The organism is Stenotrophomonas sp. YJH_SMC_65 (genome assembly GCF_059369475.1).
On sequence record NZ_JCAFSR010000001.1, the window covers coordinates 98,984 to 121,546 of the forward strand.

Annotated in this window: 18 protein-coding genes; 7 read left to right on the forward strand and 11 right to left on the reverse strand. The window is 66.8% G+C overall.

What is annotated here, in order from left to right; genetic code table 11:
• Nucleotides 1-117: 117 nt before the first annotated feature.
• From AC5P7A_RS00415 to AC5P7A_RS00425, 3 genes are all read left to right on the forward strand, one after another.
• Nucleotides 118-1,344: a multidrug effflux MFS transporter gene (locus AC5P7A_RS00415; RefSeq protein ID WP_032960036.1), complete on the forward strand. Its 1,227-nt coding sequence runs from the start codon at nucleotides 118-120 to the stop codon at nucleotides 1,342-1,344.
• Between the two features lie 140 nt (nucleotides 1,345-1,484).
• The gene (locus tag AC5P7A_RS00420; RefSeq protein ID WP_111206464.1) at nucleotides 1,485-2,378 is read left to right on the forward strand and encodes a siderophore-interacting protein; all 894 of its coding nucleotides are present in this window, start codon (nucleotides 1,485-1,487) and stop codon (nucleotides 2,376-2,378) included.
• Between the two features lie 83 nt (nucleotides 2,379-2,461).
• Nucleotides 2,462-2,854 carry a hypothetical protein gene (locus tag AC5P7A_RS00425; protein ID WP_014648016.1) on the forward strand — a complete coding sequence of 131 codons (393 nt, stop codon included), beginning with the start codon at nucleotides 2,462-2,464 and terminating at the stop codon, nucleotides 2,852-2,854.
• 119 nt (nucleotides 2,855-2,973) lie between these two features.
• Here AC5P7A_RS00425 and AC5P7A_RS00430 read toward each other — a convergent pair whose 3' ends face one another.
• From AC5P7A_RS00430 to AC5P7A_RS00445, 4 genes are all read right to left on the reverse strand, one after another.
• Nucleotides 2,974-4,938 carry a M2 family metallopeptidase gene (locus AC5P7A_RS00430; protein ID WP_495219796.1) on the reverse strand — a complete coding sequence of 655 codons (1,965 nt, stop codon included), beginning with the start codon at nucleotides 4,936-4,938 and terminating at the stop codon, nucleotides 2,974-2,976.
• 591 nt (nucleotides 4,939-5,529) lie between these two features.
• A complete protein-coding gene (locus AC5P7A_RS00435) occupies nucleotides 5,530-7,179 on the reverse strand; it encodes a phosphoethanolamine transferase (protein ID WP_014648014.1) in 1,650 nt (549 codons plus the stop codon).
• Nucleotides 7,176-7,943: a phosphatase PAP2 family protein gene (locus AC5P7A_RS00440; RefSeq protein WP_495219797.1), complete on the reverse strand. Its 768-nt coding sequence runs from the start codon at nucleotides 7,941-7,943 to the stop codon at nucleotides 7,176-7,178. Before AC5P7A_RS00440 ends, AC5P7A_RS00435 begins: the two co-directional genes overlap by 4 nt.
• 111 nt (nucleotides 7,944-8,054) lie before the next feature.
• Nucleotides 8,055-9,758, reverse strand: a complete 1,704-nt coding sequence (locus tag AC5P7A_RS00445) for an ArnT family glycosyltransferase (protein WP_495219798.1) — start codon at nucleotides 9,756-9,758, stop codon at nucleotides 8,055-8,057.
• Nucleotides 9,759-9,889: 131 nt separating this feature from the next.
• On the opposite strand from AC5P7A_RS00445, the gene AC5P7A_RS00450 reads away from it, so the two are divergent.
• Nucleotides 9,890-10,603 carry a response regulator transcription factor gene (locus AC5P7A_RS00450; RefSeq protein WP_014648011.1) on the forward strand — a complete coding sequence of 238 codons (714 nt, stop codon included), beginning with the start codon at nucleotides 9,890-9,892 and terminating at the stop codon, nucleotides 10,601-10,603.
• Nucleotides 10,590-11,876 carry a sensor histidine kinase gene (locus AC5P7A_RS00455; RefSeq protein WP_014648010.1) on the forward strand — a complete coding sequence of 429 codons (1,287 nt, stop codon included), beginning with the start codon at nucleotides 10,590-10,592 and terminating at the stop codon, nucleotides 11,874-11,876. Before AC5P7A_RS00450 ends, AC5P7A_RS00455 begins: the two co-directional genes overlap by 14 nt.
• Nucleotides 11,877-11,962: 86 nt before the next feature.
• On the opposite strand, the gene AC5P7A_RS00460 is transcribed toward AC5P7A_RS00455, so the two are convergent.
• A complete protein-coding gene (locus tag AC5P7A_RS00460; RefSeq protein ID WP_014648009.1) occupies nucleotides 11,963-12,352 on the reverse strand; it encodes a VOC family protein in 390 nt (129 codons plus the stop codon).
• A 158-nt stretch (nucleotides 12,353-12,510) separates the two neighbouring features.
• On the opposite strand from AC5P7A_RS00460, the gene AC5P7A_RS00465 reads away from it, so the two are divergent.
• Complete coding sequence (locus tag AC5P7A_RS00465; RefSeq protein ID WP_053496043.1) at nucleotides 12,511-13,761, forward strand: DUF819 family protein; 1,251 nt, start codon at nucleotides 12,511-12,513, stop codon at nucleotides 13,759-13,761.
• A gap of 117 nt (nucleotides 13,762-13,878) precedes the next feature.
• Here the strand turns inward: AC5P7A_RS00465 and AC5P7A_RS00470 are convergent, their stop codons facing one another.
• Both AC5P7A_RS00470 and AC5P7A_RS00475 read right to left on the reverse strand, forming a co-directional pair.
• On the reverse strand, nucleotides 13,879-14,103 hold the full coding sequence (locus AC5P7A_RS00470; RefSeq protein ID WP_032958992.1) for a YbdD/YjiX family protein: 225 nt from the start codon (nucleotides 14,101-14,103) through the stop codon (nucleotides 13,879-13,881).
• Complete coding sequence (locus AC5P7A_RS00475; RefSeq protein WP_014648006.1) at nucleotides 14,103-16,184, reverse strand: carbon starvation CstA family protein; 2,082 nt, start codon at nucleotides 16,182-16,184, stop codon at nucleotides 14,103-14,105. Before AC5P7A_RS00475 ends, AC5P7A_RS00470 begins: the two co-directional genes overlap by 1 nt.
• Nucleotides 16,185-16,399: 215 nt before the next feature.
• On the opposite strand from AC5P7A_RS00475, the gene AC5P7A_RS00480 reads away from it, so the two are divergent.
• Nucleotides 16,400-17,251, forward strand: coding sequence for a pirin family protein (locus AC5P7A_RS00480; RefSeq protein WP_014648005.1), 852 nt, complete (start codon nucleotides 16,400-16,402; stop codon nucleotides 17,249-17,251).
• A gap of 128 nt (nucleotides 17,252-17,379) precedes the next feature.
• Here the strand turns inward: AC5P7A_RS00480 and AC5P7A_RS00485 are convergent, their stop codons facing one another.
• The 4 genes from AC5P7A_RS00485 to AC5P7A_RS00500 all read right to left on the reverse strand — a co-directional run bounded on the left by AC5P7A_RS00485 (nucleotide 17,380) and on the right by AC5P7A_RS00500 (nucleotide 22,387).
• Nucleotides 17,380-17,838: a hypothetical protein gene (locus AC5P7A_RS00485; RefSeq protein ID WP_049441929.1), complete on the reverse strand. Its 459-nt coding sequence runs from the start codon at nucleotides 17,836-17,838 to the stop codon at nucleotides 17,380-17,382.
• Nucleotides 17,839-18,035: 197 nt separating this feature from the next.
• Complete coding sequence (gene aqpZ / locus AC5P7A_RS00490) at nucleotides 18,036-18,755, reverse strand: aquaporin Z (protein ID WP_053496518.1); 720 nt, start codon at nucleotides 18,753-18,755, stop codon at nucleotides 18,036-18,038.
• Nucleotides 18,756-18,876: 121 nt separating this feature from the next.
• Nucleotides 18,877-19,740: a pirin family protein gene (locus tag AC5P7A_RS00495; protein WP_005410608.1), complete on the reverse strand. Its 864-nt coding sequence runs from the start codon at nucleotides 19,738-19,740 to the stop codon at nucleotides 18,877-18,879.
• A gap of 583 nt (nucleotides 19,741-20,323) precedes the next feature.
• On the reverse strand, nucleotides 20,324-22,387 hold the full coding sequence (locus tag AC5P7A_RS00500) for a 3-hydroxyacyl-CoA dehydrogenase NAD-binding domain-containing protein (protein ID WP_126411250.1): 2,064 nt from the start codon (nucleotides 22,385-22,387) through the stop codon (nucleotides 20,324-20,326).
• Between the last annotated feature and the right edge of the window lie 176 nt (nucleotides 22,388-22,563).

Genomic DNA, 22,563 nt, shown 5'->3' on the forward strand with positions numbered 1-22,563 from the left:
CAGGCGCAATCCCCACCTATGATGGGCGGATACCCGAATTCATCTGGCGCCGTCCCTGCTGCAGGGGACTGGCGCCCGCCGTGCGTGCCGCGCATGGCCCTGCCGGACGCCTTCTCCATGACCGCCGCTGTTGCTCCTTCCACCCGCCGCATGGCCCTGCTGCTCGCCGGCCTGGCCATGTTCGGTCCGTTCTCGATCGACACCATCTTCCCAGCGTTCCCGCAGCTGGCCCAGCGCCTGGCGGTGGACGAGGTGGCGGTGCAGCAGACCATCAGCGTGTACCTGCTGTTCTACGGCCTGATGAGCCTGGCACACGGCCCGCTGTCCGATGCCTGGGGCCGCAAGCGGGTGATCCTCGGCGGCCTGGTGGTGTTCGTCGGCGCCTCGGTCGGCTGTGCGCTGTCCACCGATCTGACCACGCTGCTGGGGTTCCGCGCCCTGCAGGGCCTGTCCGCAGGCGTCGGCATGATCGTCGGCCGCGCGGTGATCCGCGACCTGTACCACGGTCACGACGCGCAGCGGCTGATGAGCCAGGTGTCGATGCTGTTCGGCATCGCCCCGGCGATCGCGCCGATCATCGGTGGCTGGATCCTGCTCAGCGGTGCTGGCTGGCCGCTGATCTTCTGGTTCCTGGTGGTGTTCGCACTGGTTCTGCTGGCGGCCACCGCCCGCTACCTGCCGGAGACCCATCCGCTCGAAGCGCGCGTTCCGTTGTCGCCGCGGGTGCTGATGCGTGATTACGTGCGCATCGGTTTCAATCCGCGCTTCCTGCGCCTGGCGCTGGCCGGCAGCATCGGTTTCGGTGGCATCTTCCTGTACATCTCCTCGGCACCGGTGTTCGTGATGCAACACCTGCACCTGGGCGAGGGCGGTTTCGCCTGGCTGTTCATCCCCACCATCGGCGGCATGACCACCGGCTCGTTCCTGTCCGGGCGCATGGCCGGGCACACCACGCCCACCCGCCAGGTATCCATTGGTTTCGGCCTGTGCGCGCTGTCGGTGCTGCTGAACGTCGGCTACGTGGCGCTGGCGCCGCAGTTCGTGCTGCCGTGGGCGGTGCTGCCGATCTTCCTGGGTGGCATGGGCATGGCGCTGATCTTCCCGATCCTGGCGCTGGCGGTGCTGGACATGTACCCGCACCAGCGCGGCCTGGCCTCGTCGCTGCAGGCCTTCGTGCAGCTGATGATCAGCACCGTGGTGGCCGGCGTGGTGTCGCCGCTGCTCAGCGCCAGCCCGCTGCACCTGGCGTTGGGCCAGGCTGGGTTCTTCGGCGCCGGCTTCGTGTTCTGGTACTGGGAACACCGGCGCGAACGCGCGGCGCAGGCAGCCTGCACGGGTCACTGAGCAGCGCGCAGGGGTAGGGCAGGCTACGACGCCCGCAACGCTTGCGACGGGAAACCGCCGGACTAGGCTGGGCACTCCAGCCAGCCGGTGCACAGGTGCACGACAGCCAGCCGATCCACTGTCGTTGCATGAGGTTCCCCATGGCTGCGCAGCAGACCTACCGCCTGTTCGAGGTGGCGCTGAAGGAGCGCCGCGTTCTTTCCCCTTCCCTGGACCGCATGGTGTTCACCGGTGCCGACGTGGCGCGGATGACGACCGGAGGGCCGGACCAGCGCATCAAGGTGTTCTTCCCCTTGCCCGGCCAGGAGGCGCCGCAGGTCCCCAGCGGCGAGGACTGGTACCCGCGCTACCGGGCCCTGCCGGACGATCAGCGCCCGCCGATGCGCACCTACACCCTCCGCCAGCTGCGTGCAGAGCAGGGCGAGGTCGATGTTGATTTCGTGCTGCATGGCGAGACCGGGCCGGCCTCGCGATGGGCCATCCATGCACGGCCGGGCGACCGCGTGGTGCTGCTGGCCCCGGATGCCGACTGCGCCGACAGCAGCGAGGGCTGGGAATGGAAGCCGCCGGCCGGCGTTGGCCAGGTGCTGCTGGTGGCTGACGAGACCGCGCTGCCGGCAGTGGCCGGCATTCTTGAGGAACTGGCGGCCAGGGTGGATCCGCCACGTACGCTGGCCCTGCTGGAAGTGGCGCAGGCCGGCGACGCCGTGCCGCTGAAGGCGCCGGCTACCGCCGAGCTTGTCTGGCTGCCGCGCGGGCGGGCGGCGTACGGGGCGCCCCTGTTGCAGGCGGTGCAGGCGCGCCTGGCCGCCTCGAGCGTGGTCGCTGGCGAAGAACTGGAAGAGATCGACGTTGACGCGCAGATTCTCTGGGAACAGGCCGATGCCAGCGTGGCCGGGCCGCTGTATGCCTGGGTGGCAGGCGAGGCGGGAGCGGTGATGGCGATCCGTCGCCATCTGGTCCGCGAGTGCGGGCTGGACCGCCGCACGATCACCTTCATGGGTTACTGGCGGCACGGGAAAGTGCTGGACTGACCTTGCTGGATCGAGCGCGCGTGAAGCGGTGCTGCGCGTGGGGTGCGCTATCCTTGCGCCCCCTTTCGCAGCGGTACCGCACCATGTCCACCAGCTCCAAGACCCGCCGCGACCAGCGCCGTCGCCAGGAAAAGCAGGCCGCCAACAAGGCCGCTGCCCAGGCCTCGCCGGTGGAGCCACATGCGGAACTGCGCGACGCGCAGCGCACCCTGCTGGCCGGTGTCGTGCGCCGCGATGGCGAATGGGTGCTGGGCATGGACGGCCGTATCGCCGGCCACAGTGACTCCGCCGCGCAGGTACTGGCGCTGATCATGCAGGCCGGTGAACTGCACGAGCGCAACGGCACGCCGGTGCGCCTGATGTACTCCGATGCGCTGCGCGACGCCGCACAGGCCGAAGCGAAGGAAAAGGGCCAGACCTTCGAGGAGTTCAAGGCGGACCTGGCCGCGGCGATGGCGGCGAAGAAGGACAGCTGACAGGCATTCCGGTAGAGCCGGCCGCTGGCCGGCTGCCCGCGGGGTCTTCATCGCGTAGTTGCCGGCCAGCGGCCGGCACTACCAGGAAGGGGCGGATCCTTGCGGACCCGCCCCTTTTTTCATTTTGCCGCCGGGGCCGCGTTGGCCTGCCAGCCGCACATCTGGCCTTCGTTCTGCTGCTTCAGCCACTCGTTGACCGGCGTGAAGTACTCGATCATCGGGCCGGCATCGAGCTTGTCGGTGCCGGTCAGCTCCTTCAGCGTGGCCTGCCACGGCTGGCTGGCACCCTTGCTCAGCATCGCCCAGTATTTCTGGCCGGCTTCCTTGTTGCCGTAGAAGGTGCACTCATGCAGCGGGCCCTTGTAGCCGGCCGCGTCGCACAGGCCCTTGTAGAACTGGAACTGCAGGATGCGCGCCAGGAAGTAGCGGGTGTACGGGGTGTTGCCTGGCACGTGGTACTTCGCGCCCGGATCGAAGAACTCCTCGCCACGGGTACTGGCAGGCGCCACGCCCTGGTACTTGGCCTTCAGGTCCCACCATGCCTTGTTGTAGTTGTCGGCGGTGATCGAACCATCGAACACACCCCAGCGCCAGCGGTCGATCATCAGCCCGAACGGCAGGAACGACACGCCCGACAGCGCCATGCGCATCTGGTTGTTGATGACCGCTTCGCGGTTTTCGGTCGGCGCATCGACCAGGCCGATCGAGCTGAGGTACTTGGGGGTCATCGCCAGCACGATGGTGTCGCCGATCGCTTCATGGAACCCATCGTTGGCACCGCCCTGGAACAGCGGCGGCAGCGGGTTGTAGGCCAGGTCGTAATAGATGTGGCCCAGCTCGTGGTAGATGGTGGTGAAGTTCTCTTCGTTCGGCTTGATGCACATCTTGGTGCGCACGTCGCCTTCCATGTTCATGTCCCAGGCGCTGGCGTGGCAGACCACATCGCGGTCATCGGGCTTGATGAACTGGGTGCGTTCCCAGTACGACTGCGGCAGCGACGGCATGCCCAGCGACACGTAGAAGTCCTGCGCGCGTTCGGTCATCTGCTTGGCGGTGCGCAGTTCGGCCTCGCGCTGCGCCTTGTACTGCGCGGCCACGTTGGCATCCTTGCCGGCCTTGGCCAGCGCCGCGCTCAGGTTGGTCTGGTACTGCTTCTCCAGCGCCGCGGTGATGTCCAGGCTGCCGGCGCCCGGGTACGGTTCCAGCTGGTCCCACAGGTTCGACCAGTCCTGCTGCCACATGTTGCCCAGCAGGTGCGCGGCGATCAGGCCGTTGCCCACTTCGGCCTTGTCCTTGCCGTAGGTCTTGTCCAGCTTGCCGCGTGCGTAGCAGTGCAGCTGCTCGTACATCGGCTTGACCTGTTCCCACAGGCGGTCGGTTTCCGGGCCGATCTGCTCCGGCGGCATGTCATAGCCGCTGCGCCACATCTGGCCGGCATCGGTGAAGCCCATGCCCTTGGCGCCTTCGTTCACCAGGCCGACGAACTTCTGGTAGTCGCCGCGCATGTTCTTGGTGGTGCTGTGCCAGCCCTGCCAGGCGTCGAGCTGCTTGTCATAGTCGCGGCTGCGTGCCAGCACCTGCTCCAGCTCGCCCAGCTGGCGGCAGGAGTTCGGATCGTTGGCATCGGTGCAGTACTTGCCGGCGCCATAGCTGCCTTCCATGCGGGTGGCGATCTGGGTTAGCTCGGCCAGCTTGGCCGGGTCGCGCGGTGCCGGCATCGACGACATCAGCTTCAGCAGGTGGATGGCGCGCTTGCTGTCCTCGCTCATCGGCTTGCCGTCGAACTTCGCAGCCTGTTCGATCCAGCTGTTGAGCTGGGTCAGCGAGCGCTCGTTGGCCTTGGCCGCGATGCGTTCCGAATCACTGTTGATGTAGGTGGAGGACAGCCACTGCGCCGAGGTCATCTCCGGGTAGGCGGCCTTGAACTCGACATTGATGCGGGCCACGAACTGGTCGGCGGTTTCGCCGGCCGGGGCGCTGCTGCTGGCGGTATCGGTGCCTGGGGCAGCTTCCTTCTTGCAGGCGGCCAGGGCCAGCGTGGCGGCGGCGATTGCCGAGGCCAGCAGGAGATGACGGTGTTTCACGGGCGGTCCTTGGGTGGTGAACGACGGCCGAAGGCTAGTGGGCAGCCGCTGCCTCCGCAAGTGGCGGAAGTCGGCCGGGCGGCGCCCGGCACCCGCAGAGGCCTTCAACAAACGGCAAAGCCGAAGCAACAGCAACAGCGGACTATCCGTGGTTTGGCGGGGCGGTGTCGGAGTGCGGGGACGCCGCAAGTACGTCCGTGTAGGCTTGGCAGCCGCATCCATGCGGCTGACACCCCGCACTCCGACACCGCCCCACCTCTGACAGATTCCGTGTGCTGTCGGTAGGTGTCGACCTTGGTCGACACATCTGTCAGATATCGACAATCAAAATGGGGTCGGATCCGTTTTCCTACGGAAAACGGATCCGACCCCATCGGCATGTCCAACAGATCGCGGAAAACTGTCGAAGGCGGGGTGGGTCCGGTGGCGGGAGTGTCCGCGGCATGGATGCCGCGGCCAAGCCCCCAAGGATGGGTTTACGGCGTCTCCCGCAACCGGGCCCACCCCGCCATCCCACGGAATGCACGCTGTTGCTGTTGCTTCGGCCGTTGCCCCGGCAGGTGCAGGGCTGCAAGCCCTGCCGAACACCCCTCAACTCTCGCAGTTGGCGAACACGTCGCGGTCGCGTTCGTACAGCGAGGTCTTCACCTGCATCAGGCCCAGCACCGACGGGAACAGGTTGTCATGGTCGGTATACGCCGCCGAACGCTTGCGCACGCACTGCAGGTCCAGCCCACGGCTGCTGGCGAAGCCTGGCGAGAACCACATCGTCATCGGTACCCGGGTCTGCTCGGCCGGGGCGATGGCGTAGGGCACGCCGTGCAGGAACAGGCCCTTCTCGCCCAGCGACTCGCCGTGGTCGGACAGGTAGATCATCGCCGTGTCGTAATCCTGCATGCCCTGCAGCGTGCCGATGGTCTTTGTCAGGAAGTGATCGGTGTACAGCACGGCATTGTCGTAGCTGTTGGTGATCTCTTCGCGCGAGCAACGGCCAATGTCACGGGTATCGCAGGTCGGGGTGAAACGGCGGAATGCGGGCGGATAGCGCTCGAAGTAGGCCGGACCGTGGTTGCCCAGCTGGTGCAGCACCACCACCCGGTCGCCGGGCCTGGCGCGTACCTGGGTGGCCAGGTCCTGCAGCAGGATCTCGTCCATGCAGCGGCCATCGGCGCACAGGCCCGGCGTGGTGGCATCGGACAGGGACTGGAAGTCCAGGCCTTCGCACACGCCCTTGCAGCCGGACTGGTTGTCACGCCACAACGGTGCGATGCCGGCACGGTTCAATACGTGCAGCAGCGACTGGTGCGCGCGGATCTTCTTCTCGTCGTAGTCATGGCGGCCCCACGGCGAGAACAGGCACGGCAACGAAACCTCGGTGCTGGTGCCGCACGAATGCATGTCCGGGAAATTGATCACGCTGGCCTGCGCCAGTTCCGGGGTGGTGTTGCGGCCACCGTTGAGCCCCCAGTTCTGCGCACGCACGGTCTCGCCCATGACGATCACCAGCAGGCGCGGCTTGCTGGCCGGCGCGCGCGGGGTGGCCTTGGCATCGGTGCCGATCGGCAGCTTCGGCGCGCGCTGCACCGGATTGTCGCCACGCAATGCACGCGGCATGCCCAACAGGACATTGGCCGGTGTCGCGAGATAGCGCACTTCACGCTGGTTGCGCATCAGTGCCGAGACATCCTGGAACGAGATCAACGCGCCGCCGACAGCCGTCACTGCCGCCACCACCAGGAAGCCGACACGCCAGAGCAGGCTGCGGCCCCAGCTGCGGCGGCGCAGCTGCACGCGCCACAGCACCACCATCGGCAGCACTGCCAGCAGCAGTACCGGCCACAGCAGCGATACCGTCATCAGCTCGCGGCTTTCCTTGGGGTCGGTCGCCAGCACGTTGCGCAGCATGTCCGCATCCAGGTAGATGTGGTAGCGGCTCATGTAGTGTGCGGCGAATGCGGTCACCAGCAGCAGCAGGCTGATCACCACTTTGGCGTTCCAGCGCCAGACCAGGATGCCCAGCAGCACGCCGTGCGCACCCAGCAGCAACAGCAGCAGCGACAGCGCGTAGCGCAGGCTGCCCGGATGGCTGGCCATCGCGCTGTGCCAGAACAGGCCGTTGCCGGCCACCGCGAAGAACAGGCTGGTGAACGCGATCAGTGCTTCGGTGGACAGCTGTGGCCGCCAGTGGCGAAGACCCGCCAGCGCGGAAGGGCGGGCGGGGCGTTGGACCGATGCACTCATGCGTTTGCCTCCTGGCGGTTGGGACGGTCCAGCTGACGGCGGATCAGGATGCCTTTGACGATCAGGTACAGGCCGAGTGACAGCAGCCAACATATCAACGCGGTGGCAACATCATGCGAAAGGAAATGCGCGCCCCGGAGCTGCTGGCTGATGCCGAACACCAGGCCGGTGCCGAGGCCGATCCACAAGCCTGCCCAGCGCCACGACGGGCGCCACAGCAGGGCGAAATAGTACAGGCACAGCCACGCATAGCCTGCGCTGGCGTGGCCGGCAGGGAAGCAGGCCTGTGCGGCCATGCCGGCCGGGCGCTGCGTGAAAAGCCCGATATAGGGCTGATGGCCACCGTAGCGCAGCAGGTCCCAGGGACATTCCATCGCCACCAGGGTCTTCAGCAGGGAGATCACGCCCGTACCCAGCGCCATGGCAATTACGACATAAAGCAGCGCCCATCGCAGGGTGCGATCGCCCCCCTTGCGCCAGTGGTGCACGCACAACAGGATCGCGACCAGCGCCGCCGACGTGCTCAGCCACTTGCCGGCCTTGTGCACCACCGTGCGGGTGACCCAGGCGTCCTGCAACGCCCAGTGGCCACCTTCGAGGCGGAACAGGTGATCGGCCAACCATTGATCACCGCCGAAACCCATCAGCAGCGTAAACACGGGCAGACCGATTGCGACAGGCAGCCAGAAGTGAGTTACGGCGAATCTTGACGCCAGTGGTGATGTCGCAAGCGGCGCTGCCGCATCAATGGGACGAACGGGCATGCTGGGAAGGGGCGGTTCGGGAATCCGCGCTCATGCTCGTCACCTCGATGTCGGAGAAGGGTCGGACGCCCGTTCGCGCCGGGTTAATGAGTCCCCGGCGCGCGTCACCGTTCAGTCTTCTTCGGCGGTCGATCCGGTCCGCTCGGCGTGGCACTTCGGGTCCCAGGCCGTACCGGGAAGCAGTTGCCAACGATTCCTGTTGGCAATGCCGATGTCGATCACCTTGGCCGGGTCCACGCAGGGGCTCATCGCATCGTCCAGCACCAGCACCCAGCGCTTGCCCGGCGCCTCGGCCAGCCACGGGCCGGCGTCATGCCATTGTTCGGCCCACGGGCGCTTGAAGCCGAACTCGCGCACCGGCCGATCTGCCTGCAGCAGGTTCTGTTCGCGCCAGGCGACCAGTGCCAGCTCCGCATCCGGGCCGATCCGCGCGCCCACCCGGCGCATCACCGCCGACGCTGATGCGTACGGATCCAGCGCCGGGATCAGCACCAGGCCGTAGAGCATCCACAGCATGCCGTGGGTCAGCAACACCAGCGTTGCGGCACGTCGCACCCGCAGCCACACGATCAACGTGGCCAGGGCAATGGCAAAGGTCAGCAGGCCATCTCCCAGCACCGGCAGCAGCGAATCGGGCATCGCCCGCCGTTCCAGCTGCGCCAGGGCCCACGGATGTTCGGTCATCAGCATCACGCCGAGCACACCGGTGGCCAGCATCAGCACCACGGTGTAGCCGAACAGGTAGCGCCGCACGCACAGCCGTCGCAGCAGGCCAGGCAACAGCGGGGCCACCGCCAGCGCCATCGCCGGCAGCATTGGCAGCACATAGACCTCGCGCTTGCCGGGGCTGGCACTGAAGAACACCAGCACCAGCAGCGCCCACCCCAGCAGCAGCCATTGCCGGCGGTCACCACGGCGGATGCGGCGCCACCAGGGTTTGAACAGCATCGGCAGCAGCAGGCTGCCCGGCAGCCACAAGGTCAGGATCACCTGCAGGTAGTACCAGACCGGCTGGCGGTGGTGCCAGGCGTTGGCGTAGCGGGTGCCGGTCTGCTTGAACAGCAGTTCGTGGGCGTAGGACTGCAGGGACGCGCTGGGCTCATGCAGCAATGCCCAGCCCAGCGGGGCAAGCCACACCGCCACGCCCAGCAGGAAGGCCGGGATCAGCCACAGCAGCGTTGCCGGGTGCGGACCGTCCACGCTGCGTCCGCGGCGGCGCTGGTACAGCCACCAGCCGAACCACGGCAGCACCATCAGCAGCGGCAGGAACCCCACGCCCTTGGTCACCGTGCCGAGGCCAGCGGCGAAACCGGCCAGCCACAGCGCGGGCAGGTTGCGGCGCTCGCACAGGTGGCGCATCAATCCCCACAGGGCCACCGTGGTCATGCCGACCAGCACCATGTCGATCTGCGCGCGCTTGGCCATCAGGCCGAACTGCAGGGTGCAGAACAGCGCCGCGAGGGCGTACAGGGAATGCCGCGGCGCCCACAGCCGCCGTGCCAGGTCCGACACCAGCCACAGGCTGAGCAGGGCGCCCAGCAGCGACGGCAGCAGGAACGACCATTGCCAGCTGCCGACCACCTCGTAAGCGGCCGCCTGCAGCCACATGAAGACCGGCGGCTTCTCCGCGTACAGCTCCACGCCCCGGTGCGGCAGCAGCCATTCTCCACTTTCGACCATGGTACGGGCCGCCAGCACGAAGCGCGGCTCGTCCGGCGGCTGCGGCTGGCGCAGGCCGATACCGGCGGCCAACGCGGCGATGATCAGCAGCCACAACAGGGGCAGGCGCCAACGGCGGGGCAGGGCTACGGGCACGGCAGGCTCCGGGAGCAAAACCGCCACTCTGACGTGGCTGGGGTAGGAAAGGCGTCGGAGCGGGCGCAGGGCGACCGCATTCCGACATGGTCGGCGCTACCATGGTACGAACTTCCGTGGATCTTTCGTGCATGCGTCTGTTGGTGATCGAGGACAACCGCCAGCTGGTGGCCAACCTGTTCGACTATTTCGAGTCGCGCGGGCACGTGCTCGACGTGGCCCCGGATGGCATCACCGGCCTGCACCTGGCAGGCAGCCACCCCTACGATGCGGTGATCCTGGACTGGATGCTGCCGCGCATGGAGGGGCCGGAGGTGCTGCGTCGCCTGCGCGCCGAGCACGCGTCGGAGGTGCCGGTGATCATGCTGACCGCGCGCGACGAGCTGCCGGACAAGATCGCCGGCTTCCGCGCCGGTGCCGACGACTACCTGACCAAGCCGTTCGCCCTGCCCGAGCTGGAAGTGCGGCTGGAGGCGCTGCTGCTGCGCGCGCAGGGCCGCAATCCGCGCAAGCGCCTGCAGGTGGGCGACCTGGTGCTGGACCTGGCGACCCTGGAAGCCCAGCGTGGTGGCCAGGTGCTGCACCTGTACCCGGCCTGCCGCAAGCTGCTGGAAGTGCTGATGCGCGCCAGCCCCGGTGCGGTCACCCGCCAGCAGCTGGAGTTCGCCCTGTGGGGCGACGAGCCACCGGATGGCGATCTGCTGCGCTCGCATGTCTACGAGCTGCGCCGCAGCGTCGACGGCCCGTTTGCCGACAAGCTCATCCATACGCTGCCGCGGGTGGGCTATCGGTTGGCGCTGATGGACGCTGCCGACGCAGGCAGGAATGCTGATGAGGGCGCGTAAGCCGGGGCCGCTGTACCGGCGGGTGGTGTGGTGGTTGCTCGGGTACCTGGCACTGCTGTCGATTGCAGTATTCAGTGTCGGCAACTACGTGCACGAACACGCCGAGCACGCCGCGTGGCGCGCGCTGCTCAATTCCGAACTGGACAGCATCGTCGAGCATGTCGAGCACGAACCTCACTATCGCTGGCAGGACTCGGACACGCTGAGCCTGTACCGCTTTGACGCAGTCAATCTGCCAGAGAGCCTGCGCTCCCTGCATCCGGGGTTGCATGACGGAGTGATGGTCAAGGGCCGCGAGACGGCGGTGATGGTCCGTGAAACGCAGTCGATGGGACGGGTGGCGCTGGCGCTTGACATCTCCGATTTCCATGACCTGGAACAGTTCGCCACGCGCTGGGTGATGCTGGCCGGGGTGATCATGATCTTCGTCACCGTGCTGATGGCGTCGTTCGGCATGGAGCGGATGGTGCGTCCGTTGAGCCTGCTGGCACAGCACATTGCCGGGCTGCGGCCGGGCGTGCAGGGCCAGCGTATCGAAGTCGATCCGCGCGGCAGCGCTGAGCTGCATACCATCGCCGGTGCGTTGAACGACTACCTGGACCGCAACGAGCAGTTCGTCGAGCGCGAGCGGGTCTTCATCAGCACCGCCAGCCACGAACTGCGCACGCCGATCGCGGTGATGACCGGTGCTGCCGAGCTCGCGCTGGAGCAACCGGGCCTGCCCGAGCGCGCCCGCCAGCAGATGCAGCGGGTGTTGCGCACAGCGCAGAGCGTGGAGCAGCTGATCGAGCTGCTGCTGGTGCTGGCGCGTGATCCGGCACGCCTGGCCGCGCGTGCCGAGCGCATCGCCCTGGACCAGCTGCTGCCGGAGATCGTCGACGACCATCGCCACCTGCTCGGTGACAAGGACCTGAGCATCGGCATCCAGGCGGCGCCGGTGGATATCGTTGCGCCGATGGCAGTGGTGCAGGCGGCGATCGGCAACCTGCTGCGCAATGCCATCGAGAACAGCGGCCGCGGCCATATCGAGCTGCAGTTGAGTGCGTCGGCGGTGCTGACGCTGCAGGACCCAGGGCATGGCATGAGCCCGGAGGAGATTGCCGCCATCCACGCGCGCATGGCCCGTGGCGGACGCGCCGATCGTGGCGGCGGCATCGGCCTGGACCTGATCGCGCGGTTGTGCGAGCACCTGGGCTGGACCCTGCAGCTGCAGCCCTGCGAGCCGCGCGGAACGCGTGTCACGCTAGATTTCAGTGCCTCGCGCCCGGCCTGATCCGGCCGTCCTGGTAGATGCCAACCTTGGTTGGCATGCGGCCCGTCGACCAAGGTCGACGCCTACCCACGCAATGGCTGTTCGCATTACCGCCCGTTCGGCCGCGCCACGTGCTGGTCGATCAGGATCACGTTGCCGTCGGGATCGGCCAGCTGCAGGTAGCCGGTCCCCTGGCCATCGGGGTCAGTGCGGACTGCCAGTTCGATGCCCTTGGCATCCAGTTCCGCCTGCAGTTCACGCACATCCTGGAAGTGGGGCAGCTCCTGCCTGTGCTGGTCCCAGCCGGGGTTGAAGGTCAGCAGGTTGCCCTCGAACATGCCCTGGAACAGCCCGATGACCGTGCCGTTGCTGCGCATTACCAGCCAGTTCTGCGTGGGATCGCCACCGGTGACCGAGAACCCGAGGGCTTCGTGGAACGCGCGGGAGGCGGCCAGGTCCTTCACGGACAGGCTGACAGAGAACGCACCAAGCTGCATGGGCCTGCTCCACAACGGTGATGCCGCAATCGTCGTCAATGCAGGGGAAGGCGGCAAGCAGCGCAGCATGACCCGGCGTGAAGACAATGTTAATCTCGACCTGCGCCGCGTCATGCGGCGCTTTTTTTTCTCCGCTCTTTCGATCGACAGAGGATCCCATGCCGACCGAACCCGCTACCGCCCTGATCAGCAACGACATCGTTGGACTGGGCCTGATTGCCGCCACCCTGGCCCTGATCTTCTGGGCCGCCAGTGGTCCGACCCCGTTGTTGAAGAAGATCTTCGCCTGGGTGCCGGCACTGCTGCTGTGCTACTTCATCCCCGCCATCTACAACACCGCTGGTGTCATCGATGGCCACAACACCTCGCTGTACAACCCGGTCGCGCGCGACGTGCTGCTGCCCGCTGCGCTGGTCCTGCTGACACTGTCGATCGACCTGAAAGGCGTCATCAAGCTCGGCCCAAAGCTGCTGATCGTGTTCTGTGCCGGTACCGCCGGCATCATGCTCGGCGCCATCGTCTCGTTCCAGCTGATGAAGCTGATCCATCCGGAAACGGTGGCCGGTGATACCTGGGCCGGCATGGCCGCGCTGGCCGGCAGCTGGATCGGTGGCGGCGCCAACATGGTGGCCATGCGCGAGGTGTTCGGCACCGATGCCACCACCTTTGGCCAGTTCGCGGTGGTCGACGTGGCCTGCGCCAGCCTCTGGATGGCGATCCTGCTGTTTTTGGCCAACCGCGCGCAGCAGATCGATACCCGCAACGGTGCCGACACCCGCGCCATCGACGAGATGAAGGCACGCATCAGCGCCTACGAGGCACAGAACGCGCGCATTCCCAGCATGACCGACCTGATGGTGATCGTTGGCGTGGCATTGGGTGGCGTCGGCCTGGCCCATGCCATCGCCGCGCCGTTGTCGGGCTGGTTCAAGGCCAATGTCAGCTGGGCCAGCCAGTTCAGCCTCGACAGCCAGTTCGTCTGGGTGATCCTGCTGTCCACGGCGATGGGCCTGGGCCTGAGCTTCACCCGTGCGCGCCGGCTGGAAGCCGCAGGCGCTTCGCGGCTGGGCACGGTGTTCCTGTACTTCCTGATCGCCTGCATCGGCATGCAGATGAACCTGCTGTCGCTGCTGGATCGGCCGTGGCTGTTCCTGCTTGGCGCGATCTGGATGGCCACGCACGTGCTGGTGCTGTGGGGGGTAGCCAAGCTGCTGCGCGCGCCGCTGTTCTTCTTCGCGATCGGTTCGCAGGGCAACATCGGCGCGGCCGCCTCGGCCCCCGTGGTGGCCGCAGCCTTCCATCCGACGCTGGCGCCGGTGGGCGTGCTGCTGGGTACGGTGGGCTATGCCACCGGCACCGGGCTGGCGTATGTCACCGGCCTGATCCTGAAGTGGATGGCCGGCGCCTGAGTCTTGGCCGGACGATCCTGTTGCGGGTTCGCGGCGTGCGCCGCGAACCCGCTCTGCCCGTGTAGAGCCGAGCCCGCGCTCGGCTTTCTTTTGCCTGCTGAAAGGCAGGCCTGGCCTTCAGCAGCAGCGCCCGCCGTTGCGCCCGCCGTAACGCGCTTCCTGGCGCTCGCGGAAGAACGTCTTGTAGTCCATCGGCTCCTGGTCCGGGTGCTTATCCAGCATGTGCCGGACGTAGTTGTCGTAGTCAGGAATGCCACAGCACAGTCGTGCGGTCTGCACCAGGCGCCGCCAGATGCGGCGGTGCGCCTGGTACTGGCCGGCGGGAACCAGTTGCGTGCTCATCACAGATCCACCATTTCATGCGGCTTCAGCGCCACGTACGGGGTCTCGCGGTCGCTGCGCTGCGGGTTGCGGCGTGCCGCCAGGATGGTCTTGATCGAATACACCAGCACCGCGCCGACCACCAGCAGGAACAGCGCGGTCAGGCCGGTGTTGACGTAGGCGTTGACCACGATCTGCTTCATCTGCGCCACCGACTTGGCCGGTGCAGTGATCGTATCGCTGGCGAGCGCGGCCTGGAACTTGTGTGCCTGCGCCAGGAAACCCTGCGCCGGGTTGCTGTCGAAGATCTTGATGAAGCCGGCGTAGGTGGTGCAGATCAGCAGCCACACCGCCGGTACCGCAGTGACCCACGCATAGCGGTCACGCTTCATCTTGAACAGCACCACCGTGCCCAGCATCAGCGCGATGCCAGCCAGCATCTGGTTGGAGATGCCGAACAGCGGCCACAGCGTCTGGATGCCGCCGAACGGATCGACCACGCCGGTGTAGAGCAGGTAGCCCCACAGCGCCACGCAGCCGGCGGTACCGATGATGTTGGCGGTCCACGACTCGGTCTTCTTCAGGGCCGGCACGAAGTTGCCCAGCAGGTCCTGCAGCATGAAGCGCCCGGCGCGGGTACCGGCGTCCACCGCGGTCAGGATGAACAAGGCTTCGAACAGGATCGCGAAGTGGTACCAGAACGCCATCATCGCGTCGCTGCCACTGGGAATCGCTTCGTGCAGGATCTGCGCGATGCCTACCGCCAGCGTCGGTGCACCACCGGCGCGGTGCAGGATGGTCGGTTCACCGATGGCGGCCGCGGTCGCGGTCAACTGCTCGGGGGTAATGGTGAAGCCCCAGGTGTTGGTGATGTAGTGCGCCGCCGAGGCTGCATCGGCACCGATCACGGCGGCCGGGCTGTTCATCGCGAAGTAGATGCCCGGATCGATGATCGAGGCCGCCACCAGCGCCATCACCGCCACGAACGATTCCATCAGCATGCCGCCGTAGCCGATGTAGCGCATGTGCGCTTCATTGGCCAGCAGCTTCGGCGTGGTGCCGGAGGAGATCAGTGCGTGGAAACCGGAGACCGCACCGCAGGCGATGGTAATGAACAGGAAGGGGAACATGCCGCCCTTCCACACCGGGCCATCACCGCTGGCGGCGAACTGGGTCAGCGCCGGCATCTTCAGTTCCGGCATCACCACCAGGATGCCGATGGCCAGCGCGATGATGGTGCCGATCTTGAGGAAGGTCGACAGGTAGTCGCGCGGGGCCAGCAGCAGCCACACCGGCAGCACCGAGGCGACGAAGCCGTAGCCGATCAGCATCCAGGTGATCTGGGTGCCGGTGAAGGTGAACGCCGGCCCCCACACCGGGTCGGCGGCGACCTTGCCGCCGTACCAGATCGCGGCCAGCAGCAGGATCAGGCCAACCACCGAAATCTCGCCGATCCTGCCGGGGCGGATGTAGCGCATGTACACGCCCATCAGGATCGCGATGGGCATCGTCGCGATCACCGTGAACATGCCCCACGGGCTTTCGGCCAGCGCCTTGACCACCACCATCGCCAGCACCGCCAGGATGATGATCATGATCAGGAACGCACCGAACAGGGCGATGGTGCCGGGTACCTGGCCCATCTCCTCGCGCACCAGGTCACCCAGCGAGCGGCCGTTGCGACGGCTGGACAGGAACAGCACCATGAAGTCCTGCACTGCGCCGGCCAGCACCACGCCCACCACCAGCCACAGCAGGCCGGGCAGGTAGCCCATCTGCGCGGCCAGCACCGGGCCGACCAGCGGGCCGGCGCCGGCAATGGCGGCGAAGTGGTGGCCGAACAGCACGTGCTTGTTGGTCGGCACGTAGTCCAGGCCATCGTTGTTGATCACCGCCGGGGTGGCCCGGGTCGGATCCAGCTGCATCACCTTGTTGGCGATGAACAGGCTGTAGAAGCGGTAGGCGACCAGGTACAGCGAGACCGCGGCCACCACGATCCACAGTGCGTTGATGTGCTCGCCGCGGCGCAGGGCGACGGTGCCCAGACAGAATGCGCCGAGCAGGGCGAGTGCCGCCCAGCCCAGTTTGGAAAACCCTTTCATGAGGTGCTCTCTCCCGGAAAGACAGTCAAAGAGTCCTGCTTGCCCACGACAGGGTCAATTGGCACAGGACGAATCGGCGGTAGTACTTTGGTCGTACGACGGTGGCGCTGACGTGCAGCCAACATCAGGGATGGAACAATTGGTTGCGGTGCCATCCATTGGCGTACGGCCATGTGGCGTCCATCTTCAGGGGCATCCATCCCACAGGAGTCGCCATGAGCCTTCCCGAACCGGTCCGCGTGCTGCGCACCATCCGTGGCATGCCCACCTCCGACGGTGCCGGCGTGCGCCTGACCCGCGTCATCGGCGGCCCGACGCTGCCGGACCTGGACCCGTTCCTGCTGCTCGATGAATTCGGCACCGACCGGGCCGAGGACTACATCGCCGGCTTCCCGGAACACCCGCACCGCGGTTTCGAGACCGTCACCTACATGCTCGACGGACGCATGCGGCATCGCGACAACCATGGCAACGAAGGCCTGTTGACCCCGGGCAGCGTGCAGTGGATGACCGCTGGCCGCGGCCTGGTGCACTCGGAGATGCCCGAGCAGGAAAGCGGGCAGATGCGTGGATTCCAGCTGTGGGTGAACCTGCCGGCGAAGGAGAAGATGACCGAGCCGAAGTACCAGGAGTTCGCGCCCGAGCGCATTCCCGTGGTGCAGCCGGCAGCCGGCGTGGAAGTGAAGGTGATCGCCGGCTCGGTCGACGGCACCCGCGGCCCGATCGTGCAGCCGGCCACCGAGCCGCTGTATCTCGACATCACGTTGGCGCCCGACCGGGCCTGGACTTACACGCTGCCGGAAGGCCACAACGCCTTTGCCTATGTATTTGAAGGCGGACTGACGGTGGGTGAACAGGACGCCGCCCGTGATGTTGCGCGCCAGGAGCTGGCGGTGCTGGGCGGCGGCGAACAGCTGCATGTTTCGGCTGGCAGCGAAGGCGCGCGGCTGATCCTGGTGGCCGGCCGTCCGTTGCGCGAGCCGGTGATGCGGCACGGCCCGTTCGTGATGAACACGCGGCAGGAACTGATGCAGGCCTTCGTCGATTTCCAGGAAGGCAGGTTCTGAGGTAGTGCCGGCCGCCGGCCGGCACCTGCTTTTGATCAGGACCGAAGGGTTTGCCGGCCGGCGGCCGGCACTGCCTGCCGATCGAGGTGCATTGCGGGGATGCTGCCAGGCAGTCATCCCCGTCACCTTCAGCGCCCGGCGGCCACGGCCGAAGGGGTCAGGCTCATGCCCTGCGCCAGCTGCTGCAGTGAGCTCAGCTCCTGCGCGCTGTCCGGATACAGCGCAATCTGCGCGTAACGCCCTTTGTCGATCTTGACCACGCTGATGCGCCGTTCGGCGTAACCCGGCGGTTGCTGGCCGCCCAGGTCGGGCTGGTACCAGTACAGCGATTCACCGCCGAAGCTGCCTTTTTCCTGGCGCAGCGAGCGGCTCAGCGGAATGGCGGGGTCACGCGCGCTGAGCATCAGGCTCAGTACTTCGCGGCCATCAGGGGTGCTGGCGCGGCAGACCAGGAAATCGGCCTGCACCTGCTGCTGCCACTGCAGGCCACTGCTGGCTGGCAGCGAAGGACATTCGGACGGCGCCTGCGCGGCGGCCTGGGCCGCAGCGAACAGCAGGCTCGACAACATGACAGGCACGAACTTCATGCATCCCCCAAGGTGATGAGTTGTTTGGCTCCGCCAGCAGGGCCGGCGGCCATGGCATCCCATCCCCGGATGCCGCCCCATCCGGCATGTGCACGGACGGTCAACTCAACCTTAACGGAACGTGAGCAATCGCACAATTCGCGGTTACAGAAGTAACCATTGCGGCCGAGGGTCGGCCGCAATGGGAGCCGCGTGGATCAGCGGTCGCTGCCGATCCACTTGTAGATCAGGCCGCCGATCGCGCCGCCCAGCAGGGGAGCGACCCAGAACAGCCACAGCTGGCTGACTGCTCCGCTGCCGGCAAAGAAGGCCACGGCGGTGGAGCGGGCCGGGTTCACCGAGGTGTTGGTGACCGGAATGCTGATCAGGTGGATCAGGGTCAGCGACAGGCCGATCGCCAGCGGGGCGAAACCGGCCGGTGCCTTGCCGTGGGTGGAACCCATGATCACGATCAGGAACACCGCCGTCAGCACCACTTCGCACAGGAAGGCGGCTGCCACGCTGTAGCCGCCGGGCGACAGCGCGCCATAGCCATTGCTGGCGAACGCACCCGCCTGGCTGCCATCGATGGCGAAGCCACTGGCGCCGGAGGCGATCTGCAGCAGGATGAAGCCGGCCAGCAGGCCGCCGGCAACCTGGGCGATGATGTAGGGCACCAGATCCCTGGTCGGGAAACGACCACCGGCCCACAGCCCGACGCTGACTGCCGGGTTGAAGTGCGCGCCGGAGATATGGCCGAACGCATAGGCGCCGGTCACCACGGTCAGGCCGAAGGCCAGCGCCACGCCGAGGAAACCGATACCCAGCGGATTGCCGTCGCCACCGAACTTGGCGGCCAGCACCGCACTGCCACAGCCACCCAGAACCAGCCAGAACGTGCCGAGGAACTCGGCGGACAAGCGTTTACCCATGCTCATGTGTTGCACTCCTTTGACGATCTAAAGTGTGATTTATGTCACATTTCAGTGATCAGCGGGTGACTGTAGCGTCAACGCCGGGTGCAGGGATACACCTTCAGATGTGTGCAACACGCGATGTTCAGTACTGCGGAAGTGGGATGAATTCCTTGTCGTCGCCCGGAATGGTGCCGAAGCGGCCGGCTTCCCAGTCGTGCTTGGCCTGCTCGATGCGCTCCTTCGAGCTCGACACGAAGTTCCACCACAGGTGGCGCGGGCCATCCAGCGGCTCGCCACCGAACAGCATCGCCTTCACCGGCGTCTTCGCGCGCAGGCGGCCTCGTGCACCGGCTTCGGGGATCACCAGGTGCTGCGCGGGAATATCCACGCCATCCAGCTGCGCGTCGCCCTCGAGGATGTACAACGCGCGCTCGCGGTGGCCGTCGTCGATATCGATTTCCGCATCGGGGTCGAGATCGATTGCCACGTTGAGGGTGTCGGCGAACACCTTCACCGGCGATTCCTCGCCGTACGCACGGCCGGCGATCACCCGCAGCCACGCGCCGTTGCGACGCTGCTCGGGCAGGGTGGCAGCGGCATGGTGGTAGAACGCCGGCTCGATCTCTTCATGCGACTTCGGCAGCGCGACCCAGGTCTGCATGCCGTGGATCGGGTTGTCGTGATCGCGGTCCGGCTGCGGCGTGCGCTCGGAATGGGCGATACCGCGGCCGGCGGTCATCCAGTTGACGTCACCGGGACGGATCACCTGATCCGAACCCAGCGTGTCGCGGTGGCCGATCGCGCCCGACCACAGGTAGGTGACGGTGGCCAGGCCGATATGCGGATGCGGGCGCACGTCGATGGCGGTGCCGGGGTGCATGAGTGCCGGGCCCATCTGGTCGACGAACACGAACGAGCCGATGCTGCGCGCCTGCAGGGTGGGGACGGCGCGACGGACTTCCAGGCCGCCGATGTCGTGCACGCGCGGGGCGATGATGGTGGTCATGCGGGCGTTCTCGCTGGCAGGGATCAGGTGATGAGCATCGCATGCAGCTGTGACGGGCACATGCCCCGTATGGGTAACAGGGTGTTCCAGCCAACGGCGCAGCCCCTCGTGGCTGGTTGCTTGGTCGCGTAAAGCAAAAGCCGCGCTTGGCCGGGCGGGTGGGTGGCGCAGGACACGCCGTAAACCCATCCATGGGGGCTCGATGGCGCCATCCATGGCGCCAACGGTCCTGCGCCACCCACCCGCCCGGCCTCTGACAGTTTCCGTGTGCGTCCAGCCACGGAGAAGAGAAAAAAGAAAATCAAAATCAAAATCAAACGCCGGTCGCTTCGCTCGCGTCCACGCGTGTTTCAAGCGTGTCGACCAAGGTCGACACCTACCAGCCATCGCAGTTCAGCAACCGTCACCGGGAAACTGTCTGGGTGGGGCGGTGTGGGCTTGCAGGGGAGCGGGGTTTACGGCGTGTCCTGCAAGCCCACACCGCCCCGCCCGCCTAACAGAAAAGCCAGAGCCGGCTGTTGCTCCGGCTCTGGCTTCGGCGGTTGCCTCTGCGGGTGCCGGGCCGCAGGCCCGGCCGATGAACTCAGACCACCGGTTCGCGCAGGGTGGGGTTGTCCCAGCCGGGGCGCGGCGCGAAACGGTCGCCATGGCGCTGCTGCAGCGCCTTCAACCGTTCGACGATCGCATCGGCACCGACCGCACGGATGTGCTGGATCGGACCGCCGCGGAACGGTGCGAAACCGGTGCCGAAGATCACGCCGGCATCCAGCAGGTCCGCGTCGGCCACCACGCCCTCGTGAAGGCAGGCCACCGCCTCGTTCAACAGCGGCAGGATCAGGCGGTCCTCCAGATCGGCCGGGGCCTGGTAGTCGCTGGCCACGTCCGGCTTCTTCGGCTTGCCGTTCTCCCAGGTGTAGATGCCCTGGCCATCCTTCTTGCCGCGCTTGTCCGGTTCCACCGTCTGCAGTGCGGCCGGGATCTGCAGGCCCAGGAACGGCGCCAGTTCGCGGCCGACGCCGGCGGCCACGTCCAGGCCCACGGTATCGATCAGTTCGATCGGGCCCATCGGCATGCCGAACTTCACCGCGGCCTTGTCGATCACCGGGCCCGGAATGCCCTCGGCATACGCGGTGGCCGCTTCCAGCATGTACGGGAACAGCACGCGGTTGACCAGGAAGCCCGGGCTGCCGGCTACCGGCACCGGGAACTTGCCCAGCGCCTTGCAGAACGCGGCCAGGCGGCGCTCGGTCTCCGGCGCCATGCCGTCGTGATGGATGATCTCCACCAACGGCATCTGCGCTACCGGGTTGAAGTAGTGCAGGCCCGCGAACTGCGCAGGGCGCTGGATGTGGTCGCGCAGTTCCACCAGCGGAATCGACGAGGTGTTGGTGGTCAGCAGGGCGTCCTGCTTCATCTTCGGCTCAAGCGTCTGGTACAGCGCACGCTTGGCTTCGGGGTTCTCGATGATTGCCTCGATCACCAGGTCGGCCTCGGCCACGCCGTTGCCTTCCAGGTCGGCACTCAGGCGCGCGGCCACGGCCGGGCGCTTGCTCTCGTCGCGCACCTTCTTGGCGAACAGCGCCTGCGCGCGTTCCATGGCCGGGTCGATGAAGCGCTGCTCGCGGTCCTGCAGGGTCACCTCGAAGCCCTTGTAGGCGGCCCACGCGGCGATGTCGCCGCCCATCACGCCGGCGCCGACCACGTGCACGTGGCGGATGCCGGAATCACCGCCACCGAGGCCCTTCAGGCGTTCGGTCAGGAAGAAGATACGGATCAGGTTGCGCGCGGTCGGAGTACTGGCCAGCTTCACCACGGCACGCCGCTCGGCGTCCAGGCGGGCCTGGATCGGCTTGCCGCCACTGCGCTGCCAGGTGCTGATCAGCGCGTACGGCGCCGGGTACTGGTCCTTCTTCGCCTTGCGGGCGACCTGCTTGACCATCTGTGGTGCCAGCAGCGTGCGTGCCAGCCAGGTGTTGGTGGCCCAGGCCGTGGCGCGCTGCTTGAACGGGCGGGTGGTGCCGGACAGCGCCAGTGCAACGGCCGTGTCGAGCACCACCGCCGGTGCCACCACCTTGTCGACCAGGCCGATGCCACGCGCGGCCGAGGCCGACAGGGTGCGGCCGGTCAGCATCATGTCCATCGCTGCCGGGGCGCCCACCAGGTGCGGCAGGCGGGCGCTGCCACCCCACCCCGGGAAGATGCCCAGCTGGGTTTCCGGCAGGCCGATGCGGGTGCTGCTGTCATTGGAGGCCACGCGATAGCGGCAGGCCAGGGCAAGCTCGGTGCCACCGCCGAGGCAGTGGCCGTGGATGGCCGCCACGGTCGGGCAGGGCAGCTCGGCCAGCTTCTGGTAGGTGGCCTGGCCACGCCGGATCGCGTCGTTGACGGTGCCGCGACGGTCGAATTCCTGGAACTCCTTCAGGTCGGCACCGGCAATGAAGCCGGCCTTCTTCAGCGACTGGATGACTACGCCCTTGGGCGGGTCCAGGGCAATGCGCTCAAGCAGGTCGCCCAGTTCCAGCAGCACGTCCTGCGACATCGCATTGACGCTGCTGTCCTGGCGATCCAGGGAGAGAACCACCACGCCGTCGTCGCGGATCTCGGGGTGCCAGTGGCTGAAGCGGAGACCATCGAAGCCTGAGAGCATGGACGTTCCATCCGGTTGTGTATGGAGAAGCGGCTATGATCCAGAGGTTGTTTCCCCCGCGTCAAATCCCAATAGCAGGGGAGTGGCGCCCCCGGATCCATGGCCGTGGATCGGGACGCTAACCGAATGGTGGTTAAAAGCTGGTGCGGCGCCAGGTGATCGGCGACTGAACTTTT